Below are 26707 nucleotides of genomic sequence, written 5' to 3'. Positions count from 1 at the left end.
AGATATCAATGGAAATTAAATAAGATGACCCCTGTACAATACAGAGATCATCTTAATCAAGCAGCCTAAGCGTCCTTTTTTATAAATGTCCTTTACAAAGGGTACATTTCACAAATAAGGCTGACCTTTTTTTCTATAAATATTATTGTCTAACCTTTACCGGCCATACTCTGGACGATTTTTCTTATTTAGACAGCAATCTTTCCATTTCGTTTAACTTTTCTTCAAATACTTTCAGTGCTTCTTCAATCGGCTGAGCTTTCGTCATGTCTACACCGGCTTTTTTCAGCACTTCAATCGGATAGTCGGAGCTTCCGGATTTCAAGAATTCAATGTAACGGTCAACTGCTGGTTGGCCTTCTTCAAGTATTGCTTTGCTTAATGCAGATGCCGCACTGAAACCTGTCGCATATTGATACACATAGAAATTGTAGTAGAAATGCGGGATTCTTGCCCACTCTCTGCCGATTTCTTCATCAATAAATACATTTTGACCGAAGTATTTTTGATTTAATTTAAAATATTCCTCTGTTAAATAATCGGCAGTTAATGCGACGCCTTCTTTTGCTTTTGTATGAATCAGCTGCTCAAATTCAGCGAACATCGTTTGACGGAACACAGTACCGCGGAAGCCTTCTAAATAGTGGTTCAAAATGTACAGGCGCTCCTTGTCATCTGTCAATGTATTCAGCAAGTAGTCTGTCAGCAAATTCTCATTACATGTCGAAGCAACCTCTGCCACGAAAATCGAGTAGTCGCCATAAATATGCGGTTGCGTATGCGTTGTGTAATACGAGTGCAATGAATGGCCGAACTCATGACCAAGCGTATATAAGTTATTAACATTGTCTTGCCAGTTCATCAAAATATACGGATTTGTGCCATATGTCCCTGATGAATAAGCGCCGCTCCGCTTCCCTTTATTCTCATGAACGTCCACCCAGCGGTTTTCAAAGCCTTCTTTTAAAATGCGAATATAATCTTCTCCAAGTGGAGCGAGACCTTTCAGCAAGTAGTCCTTCGCTTCTTCATACGTTACTTTCATATCAACTTCTTTGACAAGCGGCGCATACATATCATACATGTGCAGTTCATCGACACCTAACACTTTTTTACGCAAGTCTGTGTAGCGGTGCAGCAGGTGCAAGTTATCATTCACTGTTTGCACCAAGTTGTCATATACTTGCTCAGGAATATTATTATCGCTTAAAGCCGCTTGTCTTGCCGAGTCAAAATGTCGGACGTCAGCATTGAAGTTTTGTTTCTTCACAGTGCCGGCAAGCGTACTTGAGAATGTATTTAAAAACTGTCCGTATGTGCTGTACACGGCTTCAAATGCATCTTTGCGCACTCTACGGTCTTTGCTTTCAAGGAATGTGCTGTAGCGTCCGTGTGTCACTTCTACTTCTTCACCAGACTCATCGATAATAGACGGGAATTTCAAGTCTGCATTGTTCAGCATTCCGAATGTATTGCTTGATGCATTGAATACTTCAGATGCTTTCGCCAATAGCGCTTCTTCCGCCTCAGAAAGCACATGCGGTCTTTGCAAGTTGATTTGATTGATATAGTGCTGATAAAGTTTCAATTCTTCATTCTCATCCAAATAAGATTGCAGTGTTTCTTCATTAATGCTTAGAAGCTCAGGCGTCACGAAAGAAAGTGCTCCTAACAATTGCGCATACAATGATTTAGCGCGGTCATCTAAGCCTTGATAAAAAGAATTCGATGTATCTTGGTCATGCTTCATATGTGCATACACATTAACTTTGCTGAAGCGCTCCGAAAGATTATCTTGATATTGAAGGAAACGATACAGCTGATCAGCGCTCTCACCTAATGTTCCTTGGAACGCTGCCGCATCCTTTAATAAATCCTTCACTTCATTATATTCCTGCTCCCATGCCTCATCAGTCGCAAAAATATCCTCCAGGTTCCAAGTATCTTCTACTTTTATTTCGCTGCGCGCAGGCAACGTTTTTGTTTTTTTTAATTCAGACATGCTCAGTCCTCCATCTCTATTCATATTGTGCCTTTTCTTATGTAAGATTAAGATTATAGTAACATTCCTATTCACGTTAAACAATTTTCTGTCATTCTTTTCAAAAAAATGTTTTTAATCTAATTTCTCTTTAGCTCTCTCCATCAGCTCCTCATAAAACCGTTTTACATCTTCATAAAACTCCTCTTCCTTTTCCGTTGAGGCCGAATTGAATTTTTCAATGGGGTTCGCATATATATGCCCTCCTTCTGCCACCTTTAAAACATTCATTTTAACAAGCATACATATATATTGTTCCATCGGCAGAAAAGGATTCGTCCTTATGCAAGCATGATGTCGAAGAATTATTTTTTCTTCCTTCAGACAACGAATCAACGCTGAACGCCATTCGCTAAGTCTGACAAAATCCCCTACACATTTATCGCGGAGCACCAAGTCAAACAGCAAAAACTGCCATAGTACAGCACTTGATTGATACATGTGCATATAAGGAACAGGTATGCCGCATTCATTCGGAATAGTTGCAGGTGAAAATCCGGCTGTATACAAGGCTCTAAAAAAAGGCTGATTGACAGTAGCATAGTTATTTGCAAACATTCGCCACGATTGTTTCTTTTGCAGCCAGAAAGACTTTTGAAACGGATATACCGCTTGATCATTGATCAGTTCTGAAAAAGACAGTTTGTGAAGATAAACAATTTGAGGATAGGCAGATACAGTTCTTTCGCTAAAAGGAGTTAATTGATGAAGAATCGTCACTTGCGATTTTTCCGGGGAAAAGGCAATCAATTTAGGTAAAAGATCAGTTCCGAAGCTTGCTGTCCATTGAAAAACCGACAGCATAAAGGTGTTTCTTTTTTTCCATTTCAAATGCCGGTTGCTCAAAATCCAAATCGGCGTGATGCCATGATACATATAACTCTTTGTCCGCTTCTTTATTTCTTCAGGAGAAATAACAGCGCATTGATATTCAATTGCATAATCCTTGCCGTCATGCTGAACAAAAATATCTGCCCTTTGCTTGATTTGCAGAAAATATTTTTCAAGTTCAGGTTGATAACCTTGTCTTTCTAGCCATTCATAGAGCAATTTCTTTCCTAAAAGATGTTCCTCCGTTTCTCCTTCTGATGCGGCATGACAGACCGTATGGGGCACATGAGCGAAATGCGGCATTTTAATTTTACCGGCTTTTAAAAACACGCGCGCCGAGCAGCACGGACAGAATAAAATTTTTTCCCTGTATCGCTGCAGCTCTCCATCGGATAACGTCAACAATGATACATAGCAATTCTTTTGATCTTTGGCTATTAACACAAGTCTTAACCTCCTTTCATTTAATACTTTTTCATTTCGACAACTTCTTCTATTTTCCTTTTAACAGCAAAAAAATCGGCATCTAAAAAATTAGAATGCCGATTCGGAAATTCTGTGCCTAAGCTAAAGCATCGGCGACAGCAAGCGACAGGTGGACTCTAAAACTCGATTGCCAAAGTGACGCTTATTAAAGCTTTCGAACGATAACAGATTCGAATACTGCAAATCCTCTTGATAATCGCTGACAAGCTTTTGAATGCTATTCGTTTTATACAGAAAGGCATTGACTTCAAAATTCAAATGAAAGCTTCTCATATCCATATTAGCTGTACCGATGGAAGCAAGCTCATGATCGACGATGACAACTTTGCTATGCATAAACCCTCGTTCGTATTGATAAATTTTTACCCCTGCCTCCAATAAATCCGGGAAGTATGAACGGGAAGCATACCATACAAACCACTTGTCCGGATTTTGCGGGATGAGCAGTCTGACATCAACGCCGCTTAATGCCGCGAGCTTAATAGCTTGAAAGATATCATCATCAGGAATGAAATATGGGGAGGCTATCCAAACCGATTTTCGGGCGGATGTAATCATGCTGAAGAAAATGTTTTTTATGACACTATATTCATTATCAGGTCCACCGGCAACCATTTGCACAGCGCCAGATGGAGAAATGGCCTGCTCATGTATCCGCAAATAATCGTCCGATAAAAAACTTTTATTCGTACTGTAATACCAATCTTGTAAAAAAATCAGCTGCAATGTCCGTACAGCCTCTCCTTTCACGAGCAAGTGTGTATCGCGCCAGAATCCGAAGCTTTCAACACGACCTAAATACTCATCTCCGATATTCAGTCCGCCAACAAAACCAACATGACTATCGATAACTACAATCTTTCGATGATTACGAAAATTCAACTTACTATTTAAGAACGGCAAATTAACCGGACCAAAAATCGCCACTTCAACACCATTCTCTTTCAATTCCCGTAAATACTTTTTCGGAAGCTTCCTTGAGCCGACCGCATCAATAAGGAAACGCACTTTAACGCCTGACTTAGCCCGCTCAATTAAAATACTTTTTATTTCATTGCTGATTGAATCATCTCGAATAATATAATACTCCATATGAATATGATGCTTTGCTTGTTTCAACTGATTGAGCAACTGCGAAAAAGTCTCTTGCCCGTTTGTCAGTATCGATGTTTCTGTTTCAGCCGATATCGGACTATTGCCGATTCGCCACGCTAAACGAAAAAGATTTTCCTGATGCCCTTTCATTTCTGTCCATAGCTTCTCATTCATACTTCTCGGAGCATCCATTTCTATAAAGACTTGCTTGTCCAAAAAATACTTCTTACGGTATAACTTTTCTCTGTAATAATTTCGTCCGAACAGAAAATAAAAGAAAAAGCCGATTAAAGGAAACGCACTGAATACAACAAGCCACGTCAACGTCTGGCTTGGTGTGCGATTTTCCAAAAATATAATAAATACGATAATAATAGCGGACATCGTAATCAAAATACTATAAAGACTTATATAATTCTGCTGGATTTCGTCTCTGAGAAAATATCCAACTGCGCCCAATAAAAGAACAAACATAATGATCTTAACCGTATTTTTCATCCCTTCCCCCTCCAAATAGAAAAACCGTTACCGATCCTTTTTCATCGTGAATATACTACTTAGACTCACTTCGATGAAAAAGGAGACATGCGGCAGGACTAAGACAAACCGCCCAAGAAACCCGGTCTTGGTTTCTTGAGTGGGATGGCTTAGGACCGAGCATGGCAGGTGTAAGGTTAGACAGCTATCTAAGTTCAAAAATATAAACTTTATCTTTTAAGAAAAATCGGCTCAATAAAATAAAAAAGACCGATTCCAAATTAACAGAAATCGATCGCAAGTTTTATGCAAAATAAGTTTGAACAGTTTCAAAGACATCTTCCTTTACTATTTCTTTCCCGTATTCTTGAAGGCGGTGAATAGTTACAGAAGATTCATTGCCGTATTCCAAGAGCAAGCTTAGAACATTATCGACATTCTCTTCCGCTTCAATTTCTTCTTCATTAAATACGACATATAAATAGTACTTCTTCTCGAAATAGTATAGGGATGATTGGAACCCATATAAACCATTTCGCTTGCTTAAGGAAATAACATCTTCAAAATCATCAAACACAATTGTAAATTCAAGTATGTCTAAATTGTAATGGATTGCGTCAACTTCTGAACCATCAGTCTTGCCTTGAAAATGCTCATCTAAAAAAGATTCCAAATTTTCATCTACCGGCAGTTCCTGAATTCCGTCTTGACCCAACGGTATTTCAAGCCGTTGCCCGTCTTTTGCAAACTGCGCTTTCGTGACCATAATCTCCAGGCCTTTATCCAATGCTTGGACTTGTATCCATAAGGGTCCTTCAATAGCAAATTCTTCTTCATGGTGAATTTCATCCATCATTTCCCAGAATAATTCTTCGCTACGATCGCGGTTATACCAAATTTCATCGCGATCAAAACCTCTTTCTTCAATATCCAAATAAGAAATATAGAATTTTACCGTATTTTCATTAATACGTTCTATTTCCATTAATCCCCTCTCCCTTCTATGCAAATATAGTGTGAAGGGAATTACCCCCAAAAAATGAGTTTAGCATTATATCTTATTTTACCCTATATCCATCATACATAACCACTAGAATTCCTTACTTCATTTTATGATAAAAGTGTGAAGAAGGAAAATGAAATGCAGTAAAATTATAAAAACCCACCAATGCCTAATGAGAAAAACCGGCACCGGTCCTTTTTCATTTTTGTCTTTTCGCCTTGATTTCACATCAATGAAAAAGGAGACACGCGGCTTAGGACCGAGCATGACAGGTGTAAGGTTAGACAGCAGTCTTGTTTTAAGGAACCGGCACCGATCCTTCTTTACTGGATGCAGCAAAAGATTGAACATAATTTTACATAAAATCTTGCTATTGTGCAAGATGTTACCGTCATCCTTCTGTTAACTATAATTATAATGAAATTTTCTGTGTTGGCCTTAAATTCACGGAATGTTTTGATGATTTTTTATAAAATAAAAAAAGTGTCCTCATAAAAACCCGATTATGAAAACACTTCCTATGTTCACCCAAAAAAGAGCCTTAGTTCAGTATCATGCTAAGGAGTCAGGTTTATTAATTTACTAATCTCTGTGCCTCGCGCAAATGGTATGTGCGTACTTTCCTAGGTAGGAAACGACGGATTTCATCTTCATTGTAGCCAACTTGCAATCTTTTCTCATCAAGAATAATCGGTCTTCTTAAAAGACCAGGATTTTCTTTAATAAGACGGTACAATCTTTGCAAAGGTAACGTTTCCAAATTCACATTCAGCTTTTGGAATGTTTTTGATCTTGTTGAAATGATTTCGTCCGTTCCATCTTCAGTCATACGTAAAATCTCTTTTATTTCTTCAATAGAAAGAGATTCCGAAAAGATATTTCGTTCAACATAAGGTATATTATGCTCTTCAAGCCATGCTTTTGCTTTTCGGCAAGATGTACAGCTTGGTGATGTATATAAAGTGACCATTAAATTTACCACTTCCTCTTTATAGAATCTTAGATCTATTATTGAGAAAACTATTCCCCATCCACAAATCATTCTACATTGAAATTACTTTAATTAAGTAATATCTACAGTTAATTATACATTATATTGTAACAAATTGAACAACTTTTTTAAAAAATATTGAAAAATCCTTAAATTCTACATCACTAACAGCTGTTTTTCAGCATTCCAAATGATTTTTACGTCACAATTCAGACATAATTCCACTGATAATAAACAGTCTTCATTCTCAATTACCATCAAATATCCATATCCTAATATAATATTATTTAGACAATTTCTATTTTCCCTTACTAAAATGTACCCGCTGTACAAGCATTCAAAACAGATGATTTTAACATATTTTAATTTTCACATTATTGTGCGTTAAGGATTGAACATTCCTAAGTAATTTTTCATTCTAAATGCAGGACTATAAACTTCTTAGCAAGAATTTATCTATTTAAAATACATTTATATAAAACCAACTATTTAGGAGTTGTGGCCATGACTGAATATATTTTTGATTTTATGATTGTCGCGTCATTAATCATCATCATCACTGCCTTAAATGGGGTTATAACAAATTTCATTGGCACCAGTATTTTCGGCGGAAAGCAAAAGACAAAATTTTCGGATGCAACAACAAATACACAAATCGGTTGGAAGTCAGTAGGCGGCAAGAAGAAATAGCTTTTCTCTTTGTATAAGAAAATGGTCAGGGAGCACCTGACCATTTTTTATTTCTTCATTTGTTCCTGGTATTGTTTGAATTCCTTCTCAGAGCAATAAACAAAGTGTCCAGGCTTCACTTCACGCATTTTCACTTCTTCACCTTCTGCATATTGATGCACAGCAGGATCATACGGTTTACGTTGACGTTTACGTTCAGTAATCGGATCTGGCTGAGGAATAGCCGATAGCAGTGATTGTGTGTAAGGATGCAGCGGATTTTCATATAACTCCTCACTCGGAGCCAACTCTACAAGCTTACCAAAATACATTACCCCAATTCGATCACTTATATATTTAACCATTGATAAATCATGGGCAATAAATAAGTAAGTTAACCCTTTTTCCTCTTGCAGCTGCTTCATTAAGTTAACAACCTGTGCCTGAATTGACACGTCCAATGCGGAAATTGGCTCATCGGCAATAATGAAGTCTGGCTGAACCGCAAGTGCACGAGCGATACCGATACGCTGACGTTGACCGCCCGAGAATTCATGCGGATAACGGTTCGCATGCTCTCTGTTCAAGCCTACTGTTTCAAGAAGGCGGTAAACTTGATTCATACGGTCTTCCTTGTCCTTTGCAAGACCATGGATATCGATACCTTCCGCAATCAAGTCACTGACCTTCATACGAGGATTCAATGATGCGTATGGATCTTGGAAGATCATTTGAATTTTACGGTTGAATTCCTTCATTTGCGCTTTTGTTTTCTTGCCATGTACATTTTCTCCGCGGAAAAGCACTTCTCCGTCAGTCGCTTCATACAGGCGGATAATCGTACGGCCAGTTGTTGATTTACCGCAACCTGATTCACCTACAAGACCAAGTGTTTCACCTTCGTAAATCGAAAATGATACGTCATTGATCGCTCTTACTTCATTTTCTTTACCTTCATTAAAAAATTGCTTTAAATGTTTTACTTCTAATAGTACACTTTTTTCATTCTTTGACATATCATTTTCCTCCTTTCATTGAAAGGAATTGCTGTTGTCTTTTTACAACTGCTTCCGGTGGTGTAACTTTTGGAGCATCCGGATGAAGCAGCCAAGTAGCCGCATAATGTGTATCCGATACTTTAAACATCGGCGGCTGCTCTTCTAAGTCAATTTGCATCGCATATTGGTTACGTGCCGCGAATGCATCTCCTTTAGGCGGATTCAATAAATTTGGAGGAGTCCCTGGAATAACGTACAGTTCTTTCCCTCTTGAATCTAAATCCGGCATTGAGCTTAACAAACCCCACGTGTAAGGATGCTGAGGATTATAGAAAATTTCGTCTACCGTACCGACCTCAACAATTTTCCCGCCATACATAACTGCTACACGGTCAGCAACATTGGCAACAACACCTAAATCATGCGTGATAAAGATAATGCTTGTATTGATCTTGGATTGAAGGTCTTTCATCAATTCAAGAATTTGTGATTGAATTGTAACATCCAATGCTGTTGTCGGCTCATCGGCAATCAGAATTTTCGGATCGCATGCCAAGGCAATCGCAATAACAACACGTTGTCTCATACCACCTGAGAATTGATGCGGATACTGTTCAAAGCGTTGTTCCGGATTCGGAATTCCTACAAGTTCCAACAGTTCTAAAGCTCTTGCTTTCGCATCTGTTTTACTGATTTTATGGTGCTTAAGAATTGGCTCCATAATTTGTTTGCCAATTTTCATTGTCGGGTTCAATGAAGTCATCGGATCTTGGAAAATCATCGAAATTTCTTTCCCACGCACCTTTTGCATCTCGCGTTCACTTAATTTGGCAATATCTTTATCTCCAAAAAGGATTTCACCGCTCTTGATTTCTGAATTACCAGGAGGAAGAAGTCTCATAATCGACTTTGTCGTTACCGATTTTCCTGAACCTGATTCTCCAACAATCGCAAGTGTTTCTCCTTTAAAAAGATCGAAGCTGACTCCGCGAATCGCTTGCACTTCACCGCCAAATGTGTGAAATGATATATTTAAATCTTTTACTTCTAATACTTTTTCCATAGAAACTCACCTACCTTAATCACGCATTTTTGGATCTAGAGCATCACGAAGACCGTCCGCAACCATGTTGAAGCAAATCATAATCACACTGATTGCGATCGCCGGGAACATCAGCATATGCGGATATGTCAATAACGATTTAAAACCTTCATCAATTAACGTACCTAATGATGCGGCAGGAGCTTGTAATCCAAGACCGATGAAGCTTAGGAATGCTTCGAAGAAAATTGCACTCGGAATCGTAAACATTGTATTAATGATTATGACACCTGCTAAGTTCGGAATAAGATGCTTGAAAATGATCTTTCCGTGAGAACTTCCAAGTGTACGAGCCGCCAATACATATTCCTGCTCTTTCATTTTCATAACTTGAGCACGTACAACACGAGCCATACTTACCCATCCTGTTATCGAAAGCGCTATGATAATCGACATAATCCCAGGATCTAATACAAGAATCAGCAATACAACAATTACAAGGTTTGGAATCCCCATTAAAATCTCGGTTATACGTTGCATAACATTATCAAGTCGGCCGCCGAAATAACCGGAAATCGCACCATAAGCAACCCCGATTACCATATCAATAACCGCTGCTGCTAAGGCAATATATAACGAAATTCGAGTACCTTCCCATAAACGTGTGAAAATATCACGTCCTAAAGAATCAGTACCAAACCAGTAGTACTCATCTACGCCTTTTTTCTCATACATATCAACTTCAACGCCAGCTTTATTCGTCATTGTACCGTCAAACGGCAACCAGCTAATGTTTTCTAAAGCTTGGATTTTGGCTGGTAGATTGGAATGCTTAACATTTTGAGCAGCCCCATCTCTGCCGCTCATCATCGGACCGAAAATCGCCATAAAAATGATTATTCCTAAAATAACAAGTGATACGATAGCCGCTTTATTTTTTCGAACACGCAGCCATGAATCTTGCCAAAAGTTCAAGCTCGGTTTGCTGATTTCTTCACTTTTGGAAGCGTCAATAACGGCAGGTTGAAATTTTTCTTTAGGTATTGATTGATAGTTCGCCATTATTTCTTACCTCCTGCCACACGTATTCTCGGATCAATTAATCCGTATAGAATATCCACGATTAAAATAACGATTACAAATAGTACCGCAAATAAAATCGTTGTTCCCATAATAACTGGGTAGTCATTCGTTTGTATCGATGTAACAAACTGACTTCCGATTCCAGGTACAGAGAAAATTTTCTCGATAACTAGTGAACCTGTCATTAAAGAAACCATTAAAGGCCCTAATACAGTAACAACCGGAATCAATGCATTTCTCATTGCATGTTTAACAGCTACTTCAAAACCTGAAGCGCCCTTTGCTTTTGCTAATGTAATATAATCAGAGCTTAACACTTCAATCATTTCCGTTCTCATGAAGCGTGCTGCAATCGAAATCGGGAAGATCGAAAGCGCAATGGTCGGTAGAATGGAATACTCCCAACCTCTCCAGAACGCAACAGGCAACCAGCCTAATTTAACACCGATCCAATATTGAAGTAGACCAGCAAATACGAAACTTGGGATTGATTTACCAAGAATTGCAATAAAGGTTGCTCCATGGTCGATCCATGTATTTTGTTTCAATGCAGAAATTAAACCTAGCGCAATACCTAAAATAGTTCCTAATACCATCGCCTGGAATCCGAGCTGAGCGGAAGGACCGATTAAATCACCAATGATATCTGTTACTGGCGTATTATTGTATTGGAATGATGTACCTAAATCACCTTGCAGCAGATTTCCAATATATTTTGCATATTGAACAGGTACAGGGTCATTCAAATTATATTTATCTAACATAATTTGAAGCTGTGTTTCTGACAGCTTTTCAGCACTTTTAAATGGAGTACCGGGAATAATTTTCATGAGGAAGAATGTAAACGAAGCAATTAACCACAATGTCAGTAGCATATAAAAAATTCGTTTCAAAATATACTTACCCATTTTTCGCACCTCCTATATTTTATTTAGACAATATTCGACAAATTTCTAATAGGTAAAAAGAGAGTATATATAGTTATATACTCTCTTTTAAAGACATTACATCAAAATGTATCTACCATTAAAAGATTATTCTGTAATTGTAATATATTGATAGCTGTACTCAGCACCAACTAAGTGATAAGTAAATCCTTCTACGTTTTCAGCAACCAATACGTTAGATGCACGTTGATACATTGGAGCAAGAGCTGCATCCTCTTCTAAGACGATTTTTTCAGCATCTGCAAGTAATGACCATTTTTCAGCTAAATCAGCTGTTTGTTGAGCTTTTTCAATAAGCGCGTCGTATTCTGCGTTAGAGTAGCTCATATTGTTGTTTGAACCGCCAGTTACCCAAAGATCAGAGAATGTCATCGGATCTAAGTAGTCAGGACCCCATCCAGAATCAAGGATGTCAAAATCTTGGCTAGTTTGACGATCAAGACGAATAGAGAAAGGTACGCTTTCTAATTCGACTTTTAAACCTTCAAGATTTGTTTCCCATTGATGCTGAACATATTGGTCAATTTTCTTAGCAGATTCCGTGTCTCCACCTAAGATAGATAGAGTCACTTCTTTTAAGCCAAGCTCTTCAAGACCTTTAGCCCAATATTCTTTAGCAGCATCTAAGTCATAAGTTAATAGATCGCCATTTGCTTCACGGAAGTCTTTTCCGTCTTCATCTTTAACGAAATCTTTAGGAACTACATAGTTTGCTTCAACAGAACCGTTAGCTAAAATATCAGTTACTAAGTCTTCTTTGTTGAAAGACATTGCTAATGCGCGACGAATATTTTCATTTGCTAAAATTTCATTATCTTCGTTAAATTTCAACCAGAAGATACTTGGATCTAACCAGCTTACCATACGCTCGTCGCCTTCATATTGAGGAACGATATCAGATGATAGTTTACCAGTTACATCTACTTCACCAGCTTCAAATGCGTTTACTGCAGCTTGTGGATCTTTAGAAACGTTGAAAGTAACTTTTTCTAAACTTACTTCTTCAGCGTTCCAATAGTCTTCATTTTTCTCCATAATCCACTCAGAATCTGTGCTACCAGACCAGTCAGACATTACGAATGGACCGTTGTAAAGAACAGTGTCAGCTGAAGTAGCGTATTTATCGCCTTGTTCTTCAACGAACGCTTCGTTTTGAGGATAGAATGTTCCGAATGCCATAAGACCTTTAAAGAACTCATTTGTCATTGGAATTTCTGTTTGGATTACTAAAGTATGATCATCTTTAGCAGTGATACCTAAAGTAGTCACATCATATGCTTGTCCTGCTGCAGCTGCATCAGTGATTTCAGTTGCACCTACAATTTTGCCGTTCATCATGTATGCACCGTATGGTGATGCATTTTCAGGATCAATTGCGCGTTGCCAAGCATATACAAAGTCATTAGCAGTTAATTCAGTGCCATTTGACCATTTTAAGCCCTCTTTAATTTTTACTGTAAATTCAGTTCCGTTTTCGTTAACTTCCGGCTCGCCGTCCGCTACACCCGCAACTAAATTATTGTCTTGATCTTGTCGATATAAACCTTCGTTAACGTTATTTAACATAGTGAATGAAACTGTATCTTCTGCCATAACGCTATCCATTGAAGGAATTTCAGCTGATTCTAATACGCGAAGCTCTTGAGTTGCACTGGAAGAACCAGATTTACTTGAGGAATCATCGCTAGAATCACTGCCACAAGCCGCTAAAAAAACGCTAGTAGCAAGAGATGTCGCTAAAAGCAAAGAAAATTTTGACTTTTTCAAATTCGTACACTCCTTTTATGTAATTTTATATCGCTACAGAATTTATTATACAATTATTTGACTATTTGTAAATTAGCTTTTAATAAAAATTTTTGGAAATAATAATTTCAGAAAACTCTAAATATAACGAATATATAGATTAAAGCGTCAAAATAGCTATAATTGCATATAAATTTTAAAATTATTATATTATCTAAGTTTTATCTCCACAATTCAAACTATGTTCCAATAATGCATAAAAATTCTTTAGATTACAAAATTTTATATAAAAATAATGTTTATTGTGACTACCAAGGGTAAATTCACTCCTATCTTCTTATTTTTTTGCTATACTATTGTAAATACGAAAACTGAACATAACTATATGAAGGAGCAAAGTTACATGCTGGAGCAATTTAAAAGGAATAAGATATTTTCACTAACAACAGCCACACTACTGTTGACAATCATTCTCTCCCTTCTTTTTTACAAGGAAATATCATTGCTGCACTTCATCAATATTTCCTTCTATTTTTGCTATGCTTACATTTCGATTGGAATCTTGCTGTTTATTGTCAACAGCGGCTTTTTTGACGGAATCTCCTATAGCTTCCGAAAATTGTTGCGCCGTAATAATAGAGAAGAAGAAGAAGAAATCACTCCATTGTCGGAGATTGTTGCTATTCCCCATTCTCTGCTTTTAAAAAGCGGGATAATTCTCGTCTTCATTATGTGCATCGGCCTTGTTATCTACTATTGATTACGCCAATGGAACAAAACGAATACAAAAATCAATAAATAATCTTTCACAGCTTTGAAGAATGGTTGATTAAATAGTGAACAATATGAAATAATTGATAAATATGGCTTTTATTTTACAAGGAGTGACATTCATGAAAACGATTTTCTCAGGCATCCAGCCTTCCGGTACTTTAACGTTAGGCAATTACATCGGTGCCCTTAAGCAATTTGTCGATTTGCAAAATGAATATGATTGCTATTTTTGCATTGTTGACCAACACGCAATTACAGTGCCCCAAGATCGACTAGAACTGCGCAAAAATATTAAAAGTCTTGCAGCTCTTTACATCGCCGCAGGAATCGATCCAAGCAAGGCTACGATTTTTATCCAATCAGAAGTACCTGCTCACGCTCAGGCAGGTTGGATGATGCAATGTATCTCTTACATCGGCGAGTTAGAACGAATGACGCAATTCAAAGATAAATCTGCAGGAAAAGAGGCTGTTTCTGCCGGCCTTCTGACATATCCACCATTAATGGTTGCCGACATTCTTCTATATAATACAGATATCGTTCCTGTAGGAGATGATCAAAAGCAACATATTGAATTGACACGTGATTTAGCGGAGCGCTTCAATAAGAAGTATAATGATATTTTCAAAATCCCTGAAGCACATATTCCGAAAGTAGGAGCACGTATCATGAGCTTGCAGGATCCTACGAAGAAAATGAGTAAATCTGATCCTAACAGCAAATCTTTCATCGCTTTATTGGATGATCCGAAAGTGATTGAAAAGAAAATTAAGAGCGCGGTAACAGATTCTGAAGGCGTAGTTAAGTACGATGTAGAAAACAAGCCCGGCATTTCTAACTTGCTATCTATTTATTCAATTCTTGGCGGTATGTCAATTGCAGATATCGAGAAGAAATATGAAGGCAAAGGCTATGGCGACTTCAAAGCTGATTTAGCGCAAGTGGTTGTCGGCGCGTTAAAACCGCTTCAAGACCGTTATTACGAGCTAATTAAATCAGAAGAGCTTGATGTTCTGTTAGATCAAGGCGCTGAAAAAGCAAATAAAACAGCTCGCAAAATGCTTAAAAAAATGGAAAATGCAATGGGATTAGGGCGTAAGCGATAATTTCTTGATTAATGCAAGAAAGCATCCTATCAAGTAGTAACTAAAAAAGGTTAACTTGATGGGGTGCTTTTTTATATGATTGCATTATTATAGGGTTTGTTGATTTCCGCTGCGGACGGACGCTTTCCGCGTACTTTACGAAATTCTAAAAATCTACATTGGTTATAATTGCAAATAGTCTATCGACGTCTAGCTCCAGCGCCCAGCACCTATTGCCCTTCGGCAACCTCCCATCGATAAGTCAACGCGAAATGTGGAATCGGCCCGCTTAGCCCCGACAAGCATAAGCCATCTCTCCTCCGGAAATCCGGTTTTGATTTCCGGAGGAGAGATGGCTTATGACCCGAGGGGCTTGCCGATGCAACTAGACACATCGAATCACTGTCGTTCGTCGTGTTTCCTTTATCTCAGTCGGCGTCCTCCAGTTCATACTGTGCTAATCGGGGCGCTTACGCATTTGTTCCGAGGGCATTTTACCAATACTCCTCGCTCATCGCTCCTGCGGTGTATCGGCCTGCATGCTTGATCTGAGCAGGAGTCGCCGCCCACAGCGAAGGTCAACGCGATTTGATAGTAGTAAGCAGTGAACTTAAATAAATATATTTTCTAATAAAAAAAAGATCCCTGCTCAATACAGAGATCATTTCATCCAGCCCTCTCATTCATTTACAATTGAGACTTTCATTTCCCTAGATTAACTACAAAATCGACGGTTTATCGTTTGCTTCTATTTCCCATAGTTTTTCAAAAAAAGGTTGTCCTTTAATCAGGCGCTCGCATAGAAGCTCATGCTTATAGGTCCAGCCATTTTGAACTTCTTCAAACAGTTCCAGCCATGCTTCATCAAATTCCAAGTTCTGTATGTACGAATACTTATCCGGAGACCACTCTGTATACCAATAGCGGATTTCTGCCGGATTGTTCGAAGAGCGCAAATGATCTAGCGCCATAAACAGCAATTGCTTCAGCTGTCTTTCCTTACGTGTCAAACCGTACATAATCATCGGGTCCGGAGATAATATATGATAGCCTTTATCATCTTTTCCTTCCTCAGCCAATTGATAGTCTTGTGTCGGCGCATTGGCGATCATATCATAAACGAGCTGCTCTTGACGCGGAATGAGCCTGCTCTTGCGAATTGGGATTTGATACCCCATCGTATCGACAGCCAAAATCCCGCTTCCATCCGTCATAACAAAACAATATTCTAGTTGAGTTCTTTCATGATTTTTACGGCAATATGCTTTTTGGTAGACATCTTTAAGTAATTCTGGAGGCAATTCTTTCAAATCATTCTCAATCATAATAAATAAAGATTTCGTTACTTTCAATAAAGGCACTTGATCCAACAGCTCAATCCCGTCCTCTTTTCTCCATTCGTGGAAGTGACAAATATTATAGCCGTTTTCTTCGCCTTCAAACCAATTAACCCATACATCATGGAGATATAGCATCATTTACCCCTCACTTACGATAGACTATTTGTCCATAAGTATAGTCAGAGGCAATGATAATTATTCGCTTTCTCTCATAATTTATGAAAAACCTCCACCAGTCCTCGAGACTCTTTTGGCTACGTGCAAGATGTAATGCCCAAACATAGAAAAAAACAGGAGAGAAACCTCTCCTGCCTTTTTAACTATTATTTAGTTGATTTAGGTGCTGTTTCAGCAGTTAATTCCCACTCATGGTAGATATAACCGTGTGTACCGTAAGAGATGTCAACACCTTTAACTCGGTTATTAACAGGAACTAACTCTGTACGGAATTGTGTTGGAACTACAGGAATGTTCTCGGCCATGTGTTCTTGCCATGCTTTGAATGCATCCGCACGGAATTTAGGATCCATCGCTTCAGGAGAATCAATCGCTGTCAACAGTTTTGTATGCTCTTCTGTGTTGTAACGTGACATGTTAAACGCTTCTTTAGGTCCGTATAATCCTATTGGTGAAGGGTTTGTACCAGTACCCCAAGCAGCCATGTAAATGTCGATATTTTCATCGTTCGCTTCTACTCTGTCATAGAAGTTTTGGAATTCAAGAAGACGACCATCTGTCAATTCTACTTTCAGGCCAACATCAGCCCAGTTTTGGATATAGAATTGTGCCATTGGCTCTGCAGAGTCGCCGCCAGCCATAAATGCAAACTTAATTTCTAATGGATTTCCGTCTTTGTCTTCACGGAAGCCATCGCCATCTTTATCTTCATAACCAGCTTTGTCTAAAATTTCATTTGCTTTGTCAGCATCGTACGTATAACCTTCTAGTTCGCCATCATAGTACGTTGAGAATGCTGGTGGAATTAATGAATTACCTCTTGTACGTAAACCGTTATAGTAGTATTCATTTACTTCTTCAATGTTCATTGCATAAGACATTGCTTTACGTAGTTCTAAATCAGACATTTTCGCATTTTCATCCATTACTGCTTCACCTTTGTCAGCATCAAACTTACCAAGGTTAAAGCCTAGGTATGAATATGAAAGTTCAGCGCGTCCAAGAATTTGAATATTATCAAGCTCTTTATATTCCATATAAGAATCTGTTGGCATGCTTAGAGCTATATCATATTCACCGGCTTTAAGAGCTGCTACGATTGTTGTCGGAGGAACATTTTTAATAATTACAGTTTCAATTTTCGGTTTACCTTGCCAATAATGCTCATTTGCTACTAATTTTACTGATTCTCCATTAACTACGCTATCTACTTTAAATGCACCTAAAGTAACCGGTTTATTACGAATTTTCTCAGAAGCAAGCATATCTTTCACTTCTACATCTGCTAAGTAGTGGCTTGGTTCTGCATAGTATAATAATCCATCACCAACACCAGTGAATACTGCCGGTGAAAGTTGTTTGAACGAAATTTCTAAAGTAGTTTCATCTACCTTTTTCAAACCTGAAATTGTTTCAGCTTTACCTTCATGGTATTCAGTCATACCGATGACGTTTTCTTGTTCAGCACCATAACGTTTTCCATCATAATCCGGGTGGCCGATAATTTCATATGGAAGAATTAAATCTTCAATTTTTAAAGGCTCGCCATCAGACCATTTAACGCCTTCACGAATTTTAACAGTTGCTTTGTTATTTTCAGTATCTACATCAAGCGTTGCAATCCCGCCTTCTGTTACTAGGAAATCTCCATCAGTTTTGAAAATGTTATTTGACATGAATTCCATGATATCTGCATCATACGCATCTTCATACCAAGATAGAGAGAAAATCCCTTGGAACGGTGAACTATTTACTAGAGCAACGTTTAACGTTCCACCTTCAATAGCAGCATCCTCATTCACAACAACAGTAGGGAATCCTTCTCTGTCGACTTGTTCAGCACCTTTTTCTTTCTCGTTATCTTTTTCTTTCTCGTTACTGCTTTTGTCTGATGAACAAGCAGCTAAAAGTAGTCCGATTGCAAGCATTAAAGCAAGCAATGACCATTTTTTGTTTTTCATCCTTTTTCCTCCTTTTTTTTATCCTAATCTTTGTCTTGCATCTGCTGAACGGCGCAATGCCTGTCCAACGTAATTTATGCCAAGCATCAGAACTAATATAAGCAATGATGCCGGAACCCAAACCCACCACTTGCTGGATAAAACAACCGGGTCGATCGCATAAGCTACCAATGTTCCTAAACTTGGTGTTGCCGGAGGCAAACCGAAGCCAAGGAAAGATAGACCCGTTTCAATGCCGATGTTGCCTGCGAAGCTTAATGTCAGCTCAACAATAATTAAAGAACTGATATTTGGCATAATGCCACCGAATATAATCGCTGAATCTCTCGTCCCCATTGTCTTTGATGCATTAACATAATCTCGGCGACTTTCCGATAAAGCCTTACTCCTTATAAGCCGGGCTGTACCTACCCAAAGAAATATACTTAATATTATGATAAATGATGTCACATCATATTTCGGAATCAATGTCACGAATACAATGATCATCATCAGCATAGGCAAAGTCATGAAGAAATCTATAATTCTCATAAAGAAATTATCGATTATGCCACCATAATATCCAGTCACCAGACCGACTGTAATCCCAATAATCGCTGTAATGATCGTAATTGCGACCGCAATCAAAATCGAGTTGCGCCCACCGATGATCAGTTGCCCTAATATATCACGCCCGCCGTGGTCAGCTCCTAATATATAGCCGTTTTCACCCGGTTCGGCAAATTTGCCTTTCAGAGTGACACGCATTACTTCACTTTGATCAACAAATAATGAAGCAATCAAAATACCCAAAATCATTACAGTTATAAGCACTAACGAAAACATAGCCAATTTATCTTTTTTGAACTCTCTAGCTACAACCCGAAAGCCGCTAGGAGGAGAACTCGATTCAATAATTTTTACACTTTCTATTTGCTGTCCCATCTTTCTTCACCTCTCTTAATCTAATCGTTTCATCACTCTACCCGAATACGCGGATCAACAATGCTCATAATAATATCGGATAATAAGCTGCCTAAAAGCGTCAAGAATCCAAATAGCATAACAAGCGCTGTTATAACGCTATAGTCACGAGTAACAATCGATTGAAGAAAGAGCTGTCCCATACCTGGATAACCGAAAATCGTTTCGATGTAAATTGAACCACCCAGCAATCCTGTTATTGTAAAACCAAGGAAAGCTGCTATCGGCAATAATGAATTTCGGAAAATATGCTTTGTATACACTTTATTAATCGGAATACCTTTACTTCTTGCTGTTCTTACATAATCTTGTGTCTTCGCATCAATGATTTCTGTTCGTAAATATTGGATAATCGCTGTTGTCCCAAGCAAAGCGTATGTAATCGCCGGAAGCAACATGTGATAAACTTTACTCCAAATGTATCCGAATGTCCCTGGCGCATAATTGACATCAACCGTTCCGCTGGAAGGGAATATCGGAATTTGATAGGCAAACAGGAACAAAAAGATTAATGCCAAAACAAATGTCGGAATCGCATAACTAATGAAGCTGTACAAAACCACTGTTTTGTCCAGTACAGAGTTTTGATAGCGCCCTGCTAGTATCCCCAGAGGAATCGCAATCAAGTAAACTAATAAAACGCTCAATAACGAAAGCCAAAAAGTATTTAGCGCCTTTTCCCCGATTAATGACGAAACAGCAACCTTATAGGTATAGCTTTGTCCAAAATCACCTTTGAAAGCATTTGTAATCCAATTGTAGTACTGAATATGCCAAGGATCGTAAAAACCGGCTTTTATACGTAACTCTTCTATTCTTGCCGGATCTGTTTCCGGCGTAATCAACCCAGTGAACGGATCTCCGGGCATGAACTTAGCTACGATGAAAATAAATACACTTAACACAAACAACTGAGGGATCATTATTAATATTCGTCTTATTATCGTTTTCCACATATTAATTGGCCCCCTTTTCTGTAAGTGCAACTCGATGCGTATCTGTTATAGATTTTAAGTTATAAACTTTTCCGCTTTCATCATAATATAAGCTCTTCTCTTGCTCATATAGCGCCTCAACCGCTTTACGCTCTTGCTTTCGTTGCTCGCGGTTCATCGGATTAATATCCGGAATCGCAGACAATAATCGCTTTGTATAAATATGCTGTGGAGATTCATAAATATCTTTGCGCGTACCCGTTTCAACAAAACGGCCATTATACATAATGGATATATGGTCGCACATATGTTTTACGACACCTAAATCATGCGAAATAAACAAATAACTTAAACCATATTCCGCTTGTATATCCTTCATGAAGTTCAACACTTGGGCTTGTACAGATAAGTCCAATGCTGAAACCGGCTCATCGGCAATAATTAACTTCGGATTACATGCAACCGCACGTGCAATCCCCAGCCTTTGCTTTTGTCCTCCTGAAAATTCATGCGGATATTTCAGTTTGGCATCCTCTGGCATCCCGACAATCGCCAATAATTCATTGATGCGACGATTCTCTTCTTCCGGACTCAATTTTTGGAAGTTACGAATTGGTTCAGCGATAATATCTAATACTCGCTTCCGCGGGTTCAAACTGGAATTCGCATCCTGAAAGATCATTTGAATATCGCGATTATATGCTGAATTGCGCTTACGTCGCTGATTTGTAACGTTTTCGCCTTCATAAATGATGCTTCCGGAAGTGATTTTTTCAAGTCCGATTATCGCTTTGCCTGTTGTCGATTTACCGGAACCCGACTCACCGACAAGTCCGTAAGTCTTCCCTTTTTCCAGCTCCATGCTAACTCCATCAACAGCATGTACGCGGTCTATTACTCTATTAAAAAATCCCCCACGAATCGGATAATGCACATGCAAATCATTTATTTGCATAAAACTCATATTCATTTCCCCCCTTCTTCACCTTCAAATTGAAAGTGTTTCCAGCAGGTGCATCTGACAAAATGACCTGATGATATTTCGTGCAGCTTCGGATCTTCTTCATGCAAGTGTGATTCAATCCATGGAATGCGCGATGCAAACCGGCATCCTTTTCTCGGTAAATTAATTAAAGATGGCACCATCCCTTGGATTACTTTAAGCTTCTCATTTTCGCTGTTCATCTGGGGAATTGAGTTGAATAAAGATCTCGTATACGGATGCTTCGGATTGCTGAACAATTCCTGTACAGGTGCTTCCTCAATTATTTGCCCTGCATACATGACCGCTACTCGATCAGCCATTTCAGCAACAACACCAAGATCATGTGTAATTAATATGATTCCTGCTTCTGTTTCCTCTTGCAGTTCTTTTAACAAATCTAGAATTTGCGCTTGAATGGTAACATCCAATGCTGTTGTCGGCTCATCGGCAATAATAACTGATGGCTTGCATGCAATCGCTATCGCAATAATGACTCGTTGGCGCATCCCACCGGAAAGCTGGTGAGGGAATTGATTGGCAACACGTTCAGGATTCGGAATGCCTACTTGATTTAACAATTCCAAAACTCGCCTATACTGATCCTCTTTATTCAGGTCCGTATGATATTTCAAAGACTCCGAAATCTGGTCACCAATCCGCATTAATGGATTAAGAGCTGATAAAGGGTCTTGGAAGATCATTCCGATTCCTTCACCACGAACCGTATTGAGTTGTTCTTCATCAAAATCTACCAAGTTCTTATTCTTAAATATGATTTCTCCTGAAACTTTTGTTTTATTAAAATCATGCAGACCTATTATTGAAGTGGCCAATGTACTTTTTCCGCAGCCCGATTCCCCGACAATAGCAAGAATCTCATTTTTTCTGAGTTTAATTGATACATCATCGACCGCATTGTAATATGTATCTTTTATTCGGAAACCTGTATGTAGGTTATTTATAGTCAGTAAGTTATTTGCTGTATTCATACTTGAGACTCCCTTCTTCAGAAGTATTAAAATAATCAAAATATTTAAAATAGATAAAATAACATTATCCCTTATGATTATTCACTTTATGTTATTTGAACCAATTATGAATAATTTTGTAACATTTATATTTATTTTACATACTTTTAACATATTTTACACATGACTTTAAAATTCGTCAATATTTAAAATTTTTTGAATATAGTTAAGTTGAAATTTTTAGAATAACATAAAAGTGAAGTTTTTCACGATTAAAGCAAATAAACTGCACTACACTAAAGCTTTAAAGTAGTATATTCATATACTTATTTTTTGAAAAAATTGTTAATTACCTTACCTGATGGCAATGAGAACGATGATTCAACAGAGAAGATTCTGTCTTCAAAATACTTTTCGACAAGATAAAAACCTAGACAGTATCCAATCATTTCCGGATAGTCCCCTCTTCCAAATATTAAGGCATCGTGCTTTTTATCGCCCTTTAGAACCTTTAGGTTTTTTTCAAACAAAGAATCCCAACATGATTGCAGAAACTCAACGGAATATTGCTTCGTCCACGGAGCCAAGTACTCCTCCCCTTTGACCACTTGCACTGTATATTCGGCAAGTCCTTCTAAAATAATGGCATCAGAAAGTGTATATTTTTCTATTCTCTTCTTTTGTTTAAAAAGCCTGCAAACATGATGGTATTCATGAATAAATAATGCTTCCAGATGATGTTGATTTACTTTAGGTGATAAGAACAAAAATAATTTATCCGAGAAAGCCAGTCCCGATTTAAAATGACTTTTTTTAAATAACTTTTGTTTTTTCATAGGGAAAATAAAGACAGGAACATCCGGACCTCTCCATTCTTTTTTGTATTCTTTATAAAGCTTTTCAACTTTTGTCCATACATCCTCTTTAATCAGGGACTTACAATCTCTCTTCCCTTGACTGAGAGAATAGTACATTCCATTTTGCTGCAAATAAAAGAGCAGCTCTTTTTCTTTCGGATTTTCAAAAAACGGAAGTAATTCACCGCATACCTCTTTTGAATTGTAATTATGTTCTGTAAGCCATTGATCTGTACGAATTACCGCCATTTCCCCACCTGCTTTTCATTTTAGTCTTTATCAACATATGATTTGTACAAGTCAGTGATGAATACATAAGTGGAGAAACGACAAGACCAATTTTTGCATAAATAGTGAACTGTTCGAACCGATTCTGCATTTAAAAGAGCCTGAAGAAAAGTCAAACTGACATTCTGCAGGCTCTTATTAATTTCTTAAGAAATTATAAAATTTTTGAACTTGGATAGTTATATAACCCAAAAGGACCGGTGACGGTTTTTCTTATTGTCTAACCTTACACCTGCCATGCTTAAGCCTAAGCCATCCCGCCCAAGAAACCAAAACCGGGTTTCTCGTTCGGTTCGTCTTTGTCCTGTCGCATGGCTCTTTTTCATCGAGGTGAATCTAAGTAGCATATTCTTGATGAAAAAGGACCGGTGACGGTTTTTCTTATAACTCATATCGTTTAAATACAATTGTCGCATTATGACCGCCAAACCCTAATGAATTACTTATAGCAGCTCTAATTTCCTGCTTGCGGGCTTCGTTCGGCACATAATCAAGATCACACTCAGAATCCGCAGTTTCCAGATTGATTGTCGGAGGAAGAACTGAATCTTTTATGGCTAACACTGTGAAGATTGCCTCCACTCCGCCGGCTGCTCCCAATAAATGACCTGTCATCGATTTTGTTGAGCTTACAGCCAGTTTATATGCTTGCTCACCGAACACTTCTTTGATGGCCATTGTCTCATACTTATCGTTATACTCTGTACTTGTACCATGAGCATTAATATAATCAATGTCTTCAGGAGTGAGGGCCGCATCATTGAGCGCCATTTTCATACAGCGGACTCCTCCTTCTCCTCCCGGTGCAGGAGCAGTAATATGGTAGGCATCTCCTGTTGAGCCATAGCCGACAATTTCAGCGTATATTTTCGCTCCGCGAGCCAGGGCGTGCTCTAATTCTTCGAGCACGACAATACCCGCTCCTTCTCCGATGACAAATCCGTCTCTGTTGCTGTCAAACGGACGGCTTGCTGTTGCAGGATCAGGGTTCGTTGAAAGAGCTGTGTTTGCGCAAAAGCCCGCTACAGCCATTTTTGTAATCGGTGCTTCCGATCCGCCTGTAATCATCGCATCGGCGTCACCGCGCTGGATGACCTTAAAGGCATCACCAATCGAGTTAGTGCCTGTTGCGCAAGCTGTTACCGTACATGAGTTAACTCCCTTTGCTCCTAAATAAATTGACACTTGACCTGTTGCCATGTCCGGTATCATCATTGGTACGAAGAAAGGACTGACACGGCGGTACCCTCTGTTCAAGAACGTCTCGAACTGTGATTCAAATGTCTCCATTCCACCAATGCCTGAGCCGATCCAGACGCCGATGCGGTCAGCATTTTCATCAGTAATCTGCAACTTGGCATCATCAACAGCCATCTTAGATGCAGCAACAGCATATTGCGTGAAGCGGTCCATTTTTCTCGCTTCTTTTCGGTCCACATAAAGGCCAATATTAAAATCCTTCACTTCGCCGGCCACCTTCGCCGGATATTCATCGGCATTTACTCTCGTTAAAGGTCCGATGCCTGATTGCCCTTGCACAATGCCTTTCCAGGTTGTTTCCACATCATTTCCAAGCGGTGTAACAGCTCCAATTCCTGTGACTACTACGCGGCGCTTCATCTATTTCAACTCCTATACAGTCTTTTTTAAAATTATAATTTATGAGATTGAAAAATCACCAGTCACTATTTGCCCCATTTCAGCGCAATAGCACCCCATGTCAAACCTCCGCCAAAGCCGACCATGACTATTAGATCATTATCCTTTATGCGTCCCGCTTCAAGCTCTTCGACAAGTGCAATCGGGATTGAAGATGAAGATGTGTTTCCGTACTTATGAACAACCTTTGACATCTTCTCAATTGGAAGCTCCAGTCTCTCCCTTGCTGATTCCATGATGCGGATATTCGCCTGATGTGGAATCAGAAAGTTCACATCCTCTTTGTCCAGTCCGGCCTTTTCAAGAACCTTTACACACGACTCGCCCATTTGACGTACAGCAAATTTAAATACTTCACGGCCATTCATAACAATATGTTGCTCATCATTATTATATAAATACTTCCCTCCTGTCCCGTCCGCTCCTAGCTCAAATGCTAAAATTCCTTTACCGTCGGTTACAGGTCCCATTACCACTGCACCGGCACCGTCACCAAATAGCACAGCTGTATTCCGATCACTAAAATCAGTGATTTTAGAAAGCTTTTCAACACCAACTACTAATATGTTCTTATAGACATTATTTTTAATAAATTGCTCAGCAGTAACCATTCCATACATAAAACCGGCACATGCCGCACTAATATCCATCGCGGCCGCTTTTTTGGCGCCAAGCTGTTCTTGAATAATACAAGCTACCGATGGAAATGCCCGATCAGGTGTCACAGTTGCGACAAGAATCAAATCTAAGTCCTCAGCCTTGACGTCAGCGTTAGCCAGTGCCTGTAAAGCTGCTTCATAAGCCATGTGCGAACTATCAAATTCATCGCTCGCTAATCTTCTTTCTTCAATTCCAGTACGCGTTCTAATCCATTCATCAGAAGTATCAATTTTTGCTTCAAAATCTTTGTTTGTTACAATATTTTCCGGCAAATAACGACCAATCCCTAAAATGCCTGCATTCAAAATGCGCACCCCTTCTCTATATCAACCTTTAAAAGTAATTATTATGACTTGGTACCAATTCTATCGAATCATTATCCATTATGCAACTCTATTTTTAAATAGAAAAACCGTTACCGGTCCTTTTTCATCGTGAATATGTACTCAGATTCACTTCGATGAAAAAGGAGACATACGGAAATCGAAAAGCGGAAGCGGCCCGCAAGTAAGGAACAGCAACTAAGAGCGCTACGTCCGCATATTTTTGTCGCTGTGACTCTCATCGTGAGAGCCACACACGAGAAACCCGGTTTTAGTTTCTTCGGGGAAGCAGAAGGGGAATATCAACTAAAGGCACCACGGCC

23 protein-coding genes are annotated in these 26707 nt (G+C 38.8%); 4 read left to right on the top strand and 19 right to left on the bottom strand.

All coding sequences use genetic code 11. The features are described 5' to 3' along the window. A partial coding sequence (locus IEO70_RS20485) for an IS3 family transposase (RefSeq protein ID WP_407948906.1) occupies nucleotides 1–69 on the top strand: 69 nt, incomplete at its 5' end. 115 nt (nucleotides 70–184) lie between these two features. Here the strand turns inward: IEO70_RS20485 and pepF are convergent. The 5 genes from pepF to spxA form a co-directional block, all read right to left on the bottom strand. After that, nucleotides 185–2002, bottom strand: coding sequence for an oligoendopeptidase F (pepF, locus tag IEO70_RS18650; protein WP_190999880.1), 1818 nt, complete (start codon nucleotides 2000–2002; stop codon nucleotides 185–187). Nucleotides 2003–2116: 114 nt separating this feature from the next. After that, nucleotides 2117–3316, bottom strand: coding sequence for a competence protein CoiA (locus IEO70_RS18645; protein ID WP_190999879.1), 1200 nt, complete (start codon nucleotides 3314–3316; stop codon nucleotides 2117–2119). Nucleotides 3317–3439: 123 nt separating this feature from the next. Next, nucleotides 3440–4951, bottom strand: a complete 1512-nt coding sequence (cls, locus tag IEO70_RS18640) for a cardiolipin synthase (RefSeq protein ID WP_190999878.1) — start codon at nucleotides 4949–4951, stop codon at nucleotides 3440–3442. Nucleotides 4952–5234: 283 nt separating this feature from the next. Further along, nucleotides 5235–5915 (bottom strand): adaptor protein MecA, encoded by a 681-nt coding sequence (mecA, locus tag IEO70_RS18635; RefSeq protein WP_190999877.1) that lies wholly within the window; start codon nucleotides 5913–5915, stop codon nucleotides 5235–5237. A 592-nt stretch (nucleotides 5916–6507) separates the two neighbouring features. Beyond that, nucleotides 6508–6903, bottom strand: coding sequence for a transcriptional regulator SpxA (gene spxA, locus IEO70_RS18630; protein WP_190999876.1), 396 nt, complete (start codon nucleotides 6901–6903; stop codon nucleotides 6508–6510). A gap of 525 nt (nucleotides 6904–7428) precedes the next feature. Between spxA and IEO70_RS18625 the strand changes: the two genes are divergently transcribed. Then, entirely contained in the window at nucleotides 7429–7614 is a 186-nt protein-coding gene (locus IEO70_RS18625; RefSeq protein WP_190999875.1) for a hypothetical protein, read from the top strand. Between the two features lie 47 nt (nucleotides 7615–7661). Here IEO70_RS18625 and IEO70_RS18620 read toward each other — a convergent pair whose 3' ends face one another. The 5 genes from IEO70_RS18620 to IEO70_RS18600 all read right to left on the bottom strand — a co-directional run bounded on the left by IEO70_RS18620 (nucleotide 7662) and on the right by IEO70_RS18600 (nucleotide 13430). After that, the gene (locus IEO70_RS18620) at nucleotides 7662–8609 is read right to left on the bottom strand and encodes an ABC transporter ATP-binding protein (protein WP_190999874.1); all 948 of its coding nucleotides are present in this window, start codon (nucleotides 8607–8609) and stop codon (nucleotides 7662–7664) included. A 1-nt stretch (nucleotide 8610) separates the two neighbouring features. Further along, a complete protein-coding gene (locus IEO70_RS18615; protein WP_190999873.1) occupies nucleotides 8611–9654 on the bottom strand; it encodes an ABC transporter ATP-binding protein in 1044 nt (347 codons plus the stop codon). A gap of 15 nt (nucleotides 9655–9669) precedes the next feature. Then, on the bottom strand, nucleotides 9670–10695 hold the full coding sequence (gene opp3C / locus IEO70_RS18610; RefSeq protein ID WP_190999872.1) for an oligopeptide ABC transporter permease: 1026 nt from the start codon (nucleotides 10693–10695) through the stop codon (nucleotides 9670–9672). Next, nucleotides 10695–11624 carry an oligopeptide ABC transporter permease gene (gene opp3b, locus IEO70_RS18605; protein ID WP_190999871.1) on the bottom strand — a complete coding sequence of 310 codons (930 nt, stop codon included), beginning with the start codon at nucleotides 11622–11624 and terminating at the stop codon, nucleotides 10695–10697. Before opp3b ends, opp3C begins: the two co-directional genes overlap by 1 nt. 126 nt (nucleotides 11625–11750) lie before the next feature. Next, nucleotides 11751–13430 carry a peptide ABC transporter substrate-binding protein gene (locus IEO70_RS18600; protein ID WP_190999870.1) on the bottom strand — a complete coding sequence of 560 codons (1680 nt, stop codon included), beginning with the start codon at nucleotides 13428–13430 and terminating at the stop codon, nucleotides 11751–11753. Between the two features lie 382 nt (nucleotides 13431–13812). On the opposite strand from IEO70_RS18600, the gene IEO70_RS18595 reads away from it, so the two are divergent. Both IEO70_RS18595 and trpS read left to right on the top strand, forming a co-directional pair. Continuing rightward, nucleotides 13813–14169, top strand: coding sequence for a DUF3899 domain-containing protein (locus IEO70_RS18595; protein ID WP_190999869.1), 357 nt, complete (start codon nucleotides 13813–13815; stop codon nucleotides 14167–14169). A 133-nt stretch (nucleotides 14170–14302) separates the two neighbouring features. After that, nucleotides 14303–15289, top strand: coding sequence for a tryptophan--tRNA ligase (trpS, locus tag IEO70_RS18590; protein ID WP_190999868.1), 987 nt, complete (start codon nucleotides 14303–14305; stop codon nucleotides 15287–15289). A gap of 698 nt (nucleotides 15290–15987) precedes the next feature. Here the strand turns inward: trpS and IEO70_RS18585 are convergent. The 9 genes from IEO70_RS18585 to IEO70_RS18545 all read right to left on the bottom strand — a co-directional run bounded on the left by IEO70_RS18585 (nucleotide 15988) and on the right by IEO70_RS18545 (nucleotide 26366). After that, nucleotides 15988–16743: a YjbA family protein gene (locus IEO70_RS18585; RefSeq protein WP_190999886.1), complete on the bottom strand. Its 756-nt coding sequence runs from the start codon at nucleotides 16741–16743 to the stop codon at nucleotides 15988–15990. Nucleotides 16744–16931: 188 nt separating this feature from the next. Continuing rightward, nucleotides 16932–18746 (bottom strand): oligopeptide ABC transporter substrate-binding protein, encoded by a 1815-nt coding sequence (locus tag IEO70_RS18580; RefSeq protein WP_190999867.1) that lies wholly within the window; start codon nucleotides 18744–18746, stop codon nucleotides 16932–16934. An 18-nt stretch (nucleotides 18747–18764) separates the two neighbouring features. After that, nucleotides 18765–19670, bottom strand: coding sequence for an ABC transporter permease (locus IEO70_RS18575; RefSeq protein ID WP_190999866.1), 906 nt, complete (start codon nucleotides 19668–19670; stop codon nucleotides 18765–18767). Between the two features lie 32 nt (nucleotides 19671–19702). Continuing rightward, nucleotides 19703–20665, bottom strand: a complete 963-nt coding sequence (gene opp4B / locus IEO70_RS18570) for an oligopeptide ABC transporter permease (protein WP_190999865.1) — start codon at nucleotides 20663–20665, stop codon at nucleotides 19703–19705. Between the two features lies 1 nt (nucleotide 20666). Then, on the bottom strand, nucleotides 20667–21608 hold the full coding sequence (locus IEO70_RS18565; RefSeq protein ID WP_190999864.1) for an ATP-binding cassette domain-containing protein: 942 nt from the start codon (nucleotides 21606–21608) through the stop codon (nucleotides 20667–20669). 2 nt (nucleotides 21609–21610) lie between these two features. After that, nucleotides 21611–22618 (bottom strand): ABC transporter ATP-binding protein, encoded by a 1008-nt coding sequence (locus IEO70_RS18560; RefSeq protein WP_190999863.1) that lies wholly within the window; start codon nucleotides 22616–22618, stop codon nucleotides 21611–21613. 305 nt (nucleotides 22619–22923) lie between these two features. Beyond that, entirely contained in the window at nucleotides 22924–23703 is a 780-nt protein-coding gene (locus IEO70_RS18555; RefSeq protein WP_190999862.1) for a DUF2268 domain-containing protein, read from the bottom strand. 420 nt (nucleotides 23704–24123) lie between these two features. Further along, the gene (fabF, locus tag IEO70_RS18550; RefSeq protein WP_190999861.1) at nucleotides 24124–25362 is read right to left on the bottom strand and encodes a beta-ketoacyl-ACP synthase II; all 1239 of its coding nucleotides are present in this window, start codon (nucleotides 25360–25362) and stop codon (nucleotides 24124–24126) included. 65 nt (nucleotides 25363–25427) lie between these two features. Continuing rightward, entirely contained in the window at nucleotides 25428–26366 is a 939-nt protein-coding gene (locus IEO70_RS18545; RefSeq protein WP_190999860.1) for a beta-ketoacyl-ACP synthase III, read from the bottom strand. Nucleotides 26367–26707: the final 341 nt, after the last annotated feature.

Source organism: Peribacillus faecalis (genome assembly GCF_014712675.1).
GTDB classification, from domain to species: domain Bacteria; phylum Bacillota; class Bacilli; order Bacillales; family DSM-1321; genus Bacillus_AD; species Bacillus_AD faecalis.
This window is presented reverse-complemented; position numbering and strand designations above follow the sequence as displayed.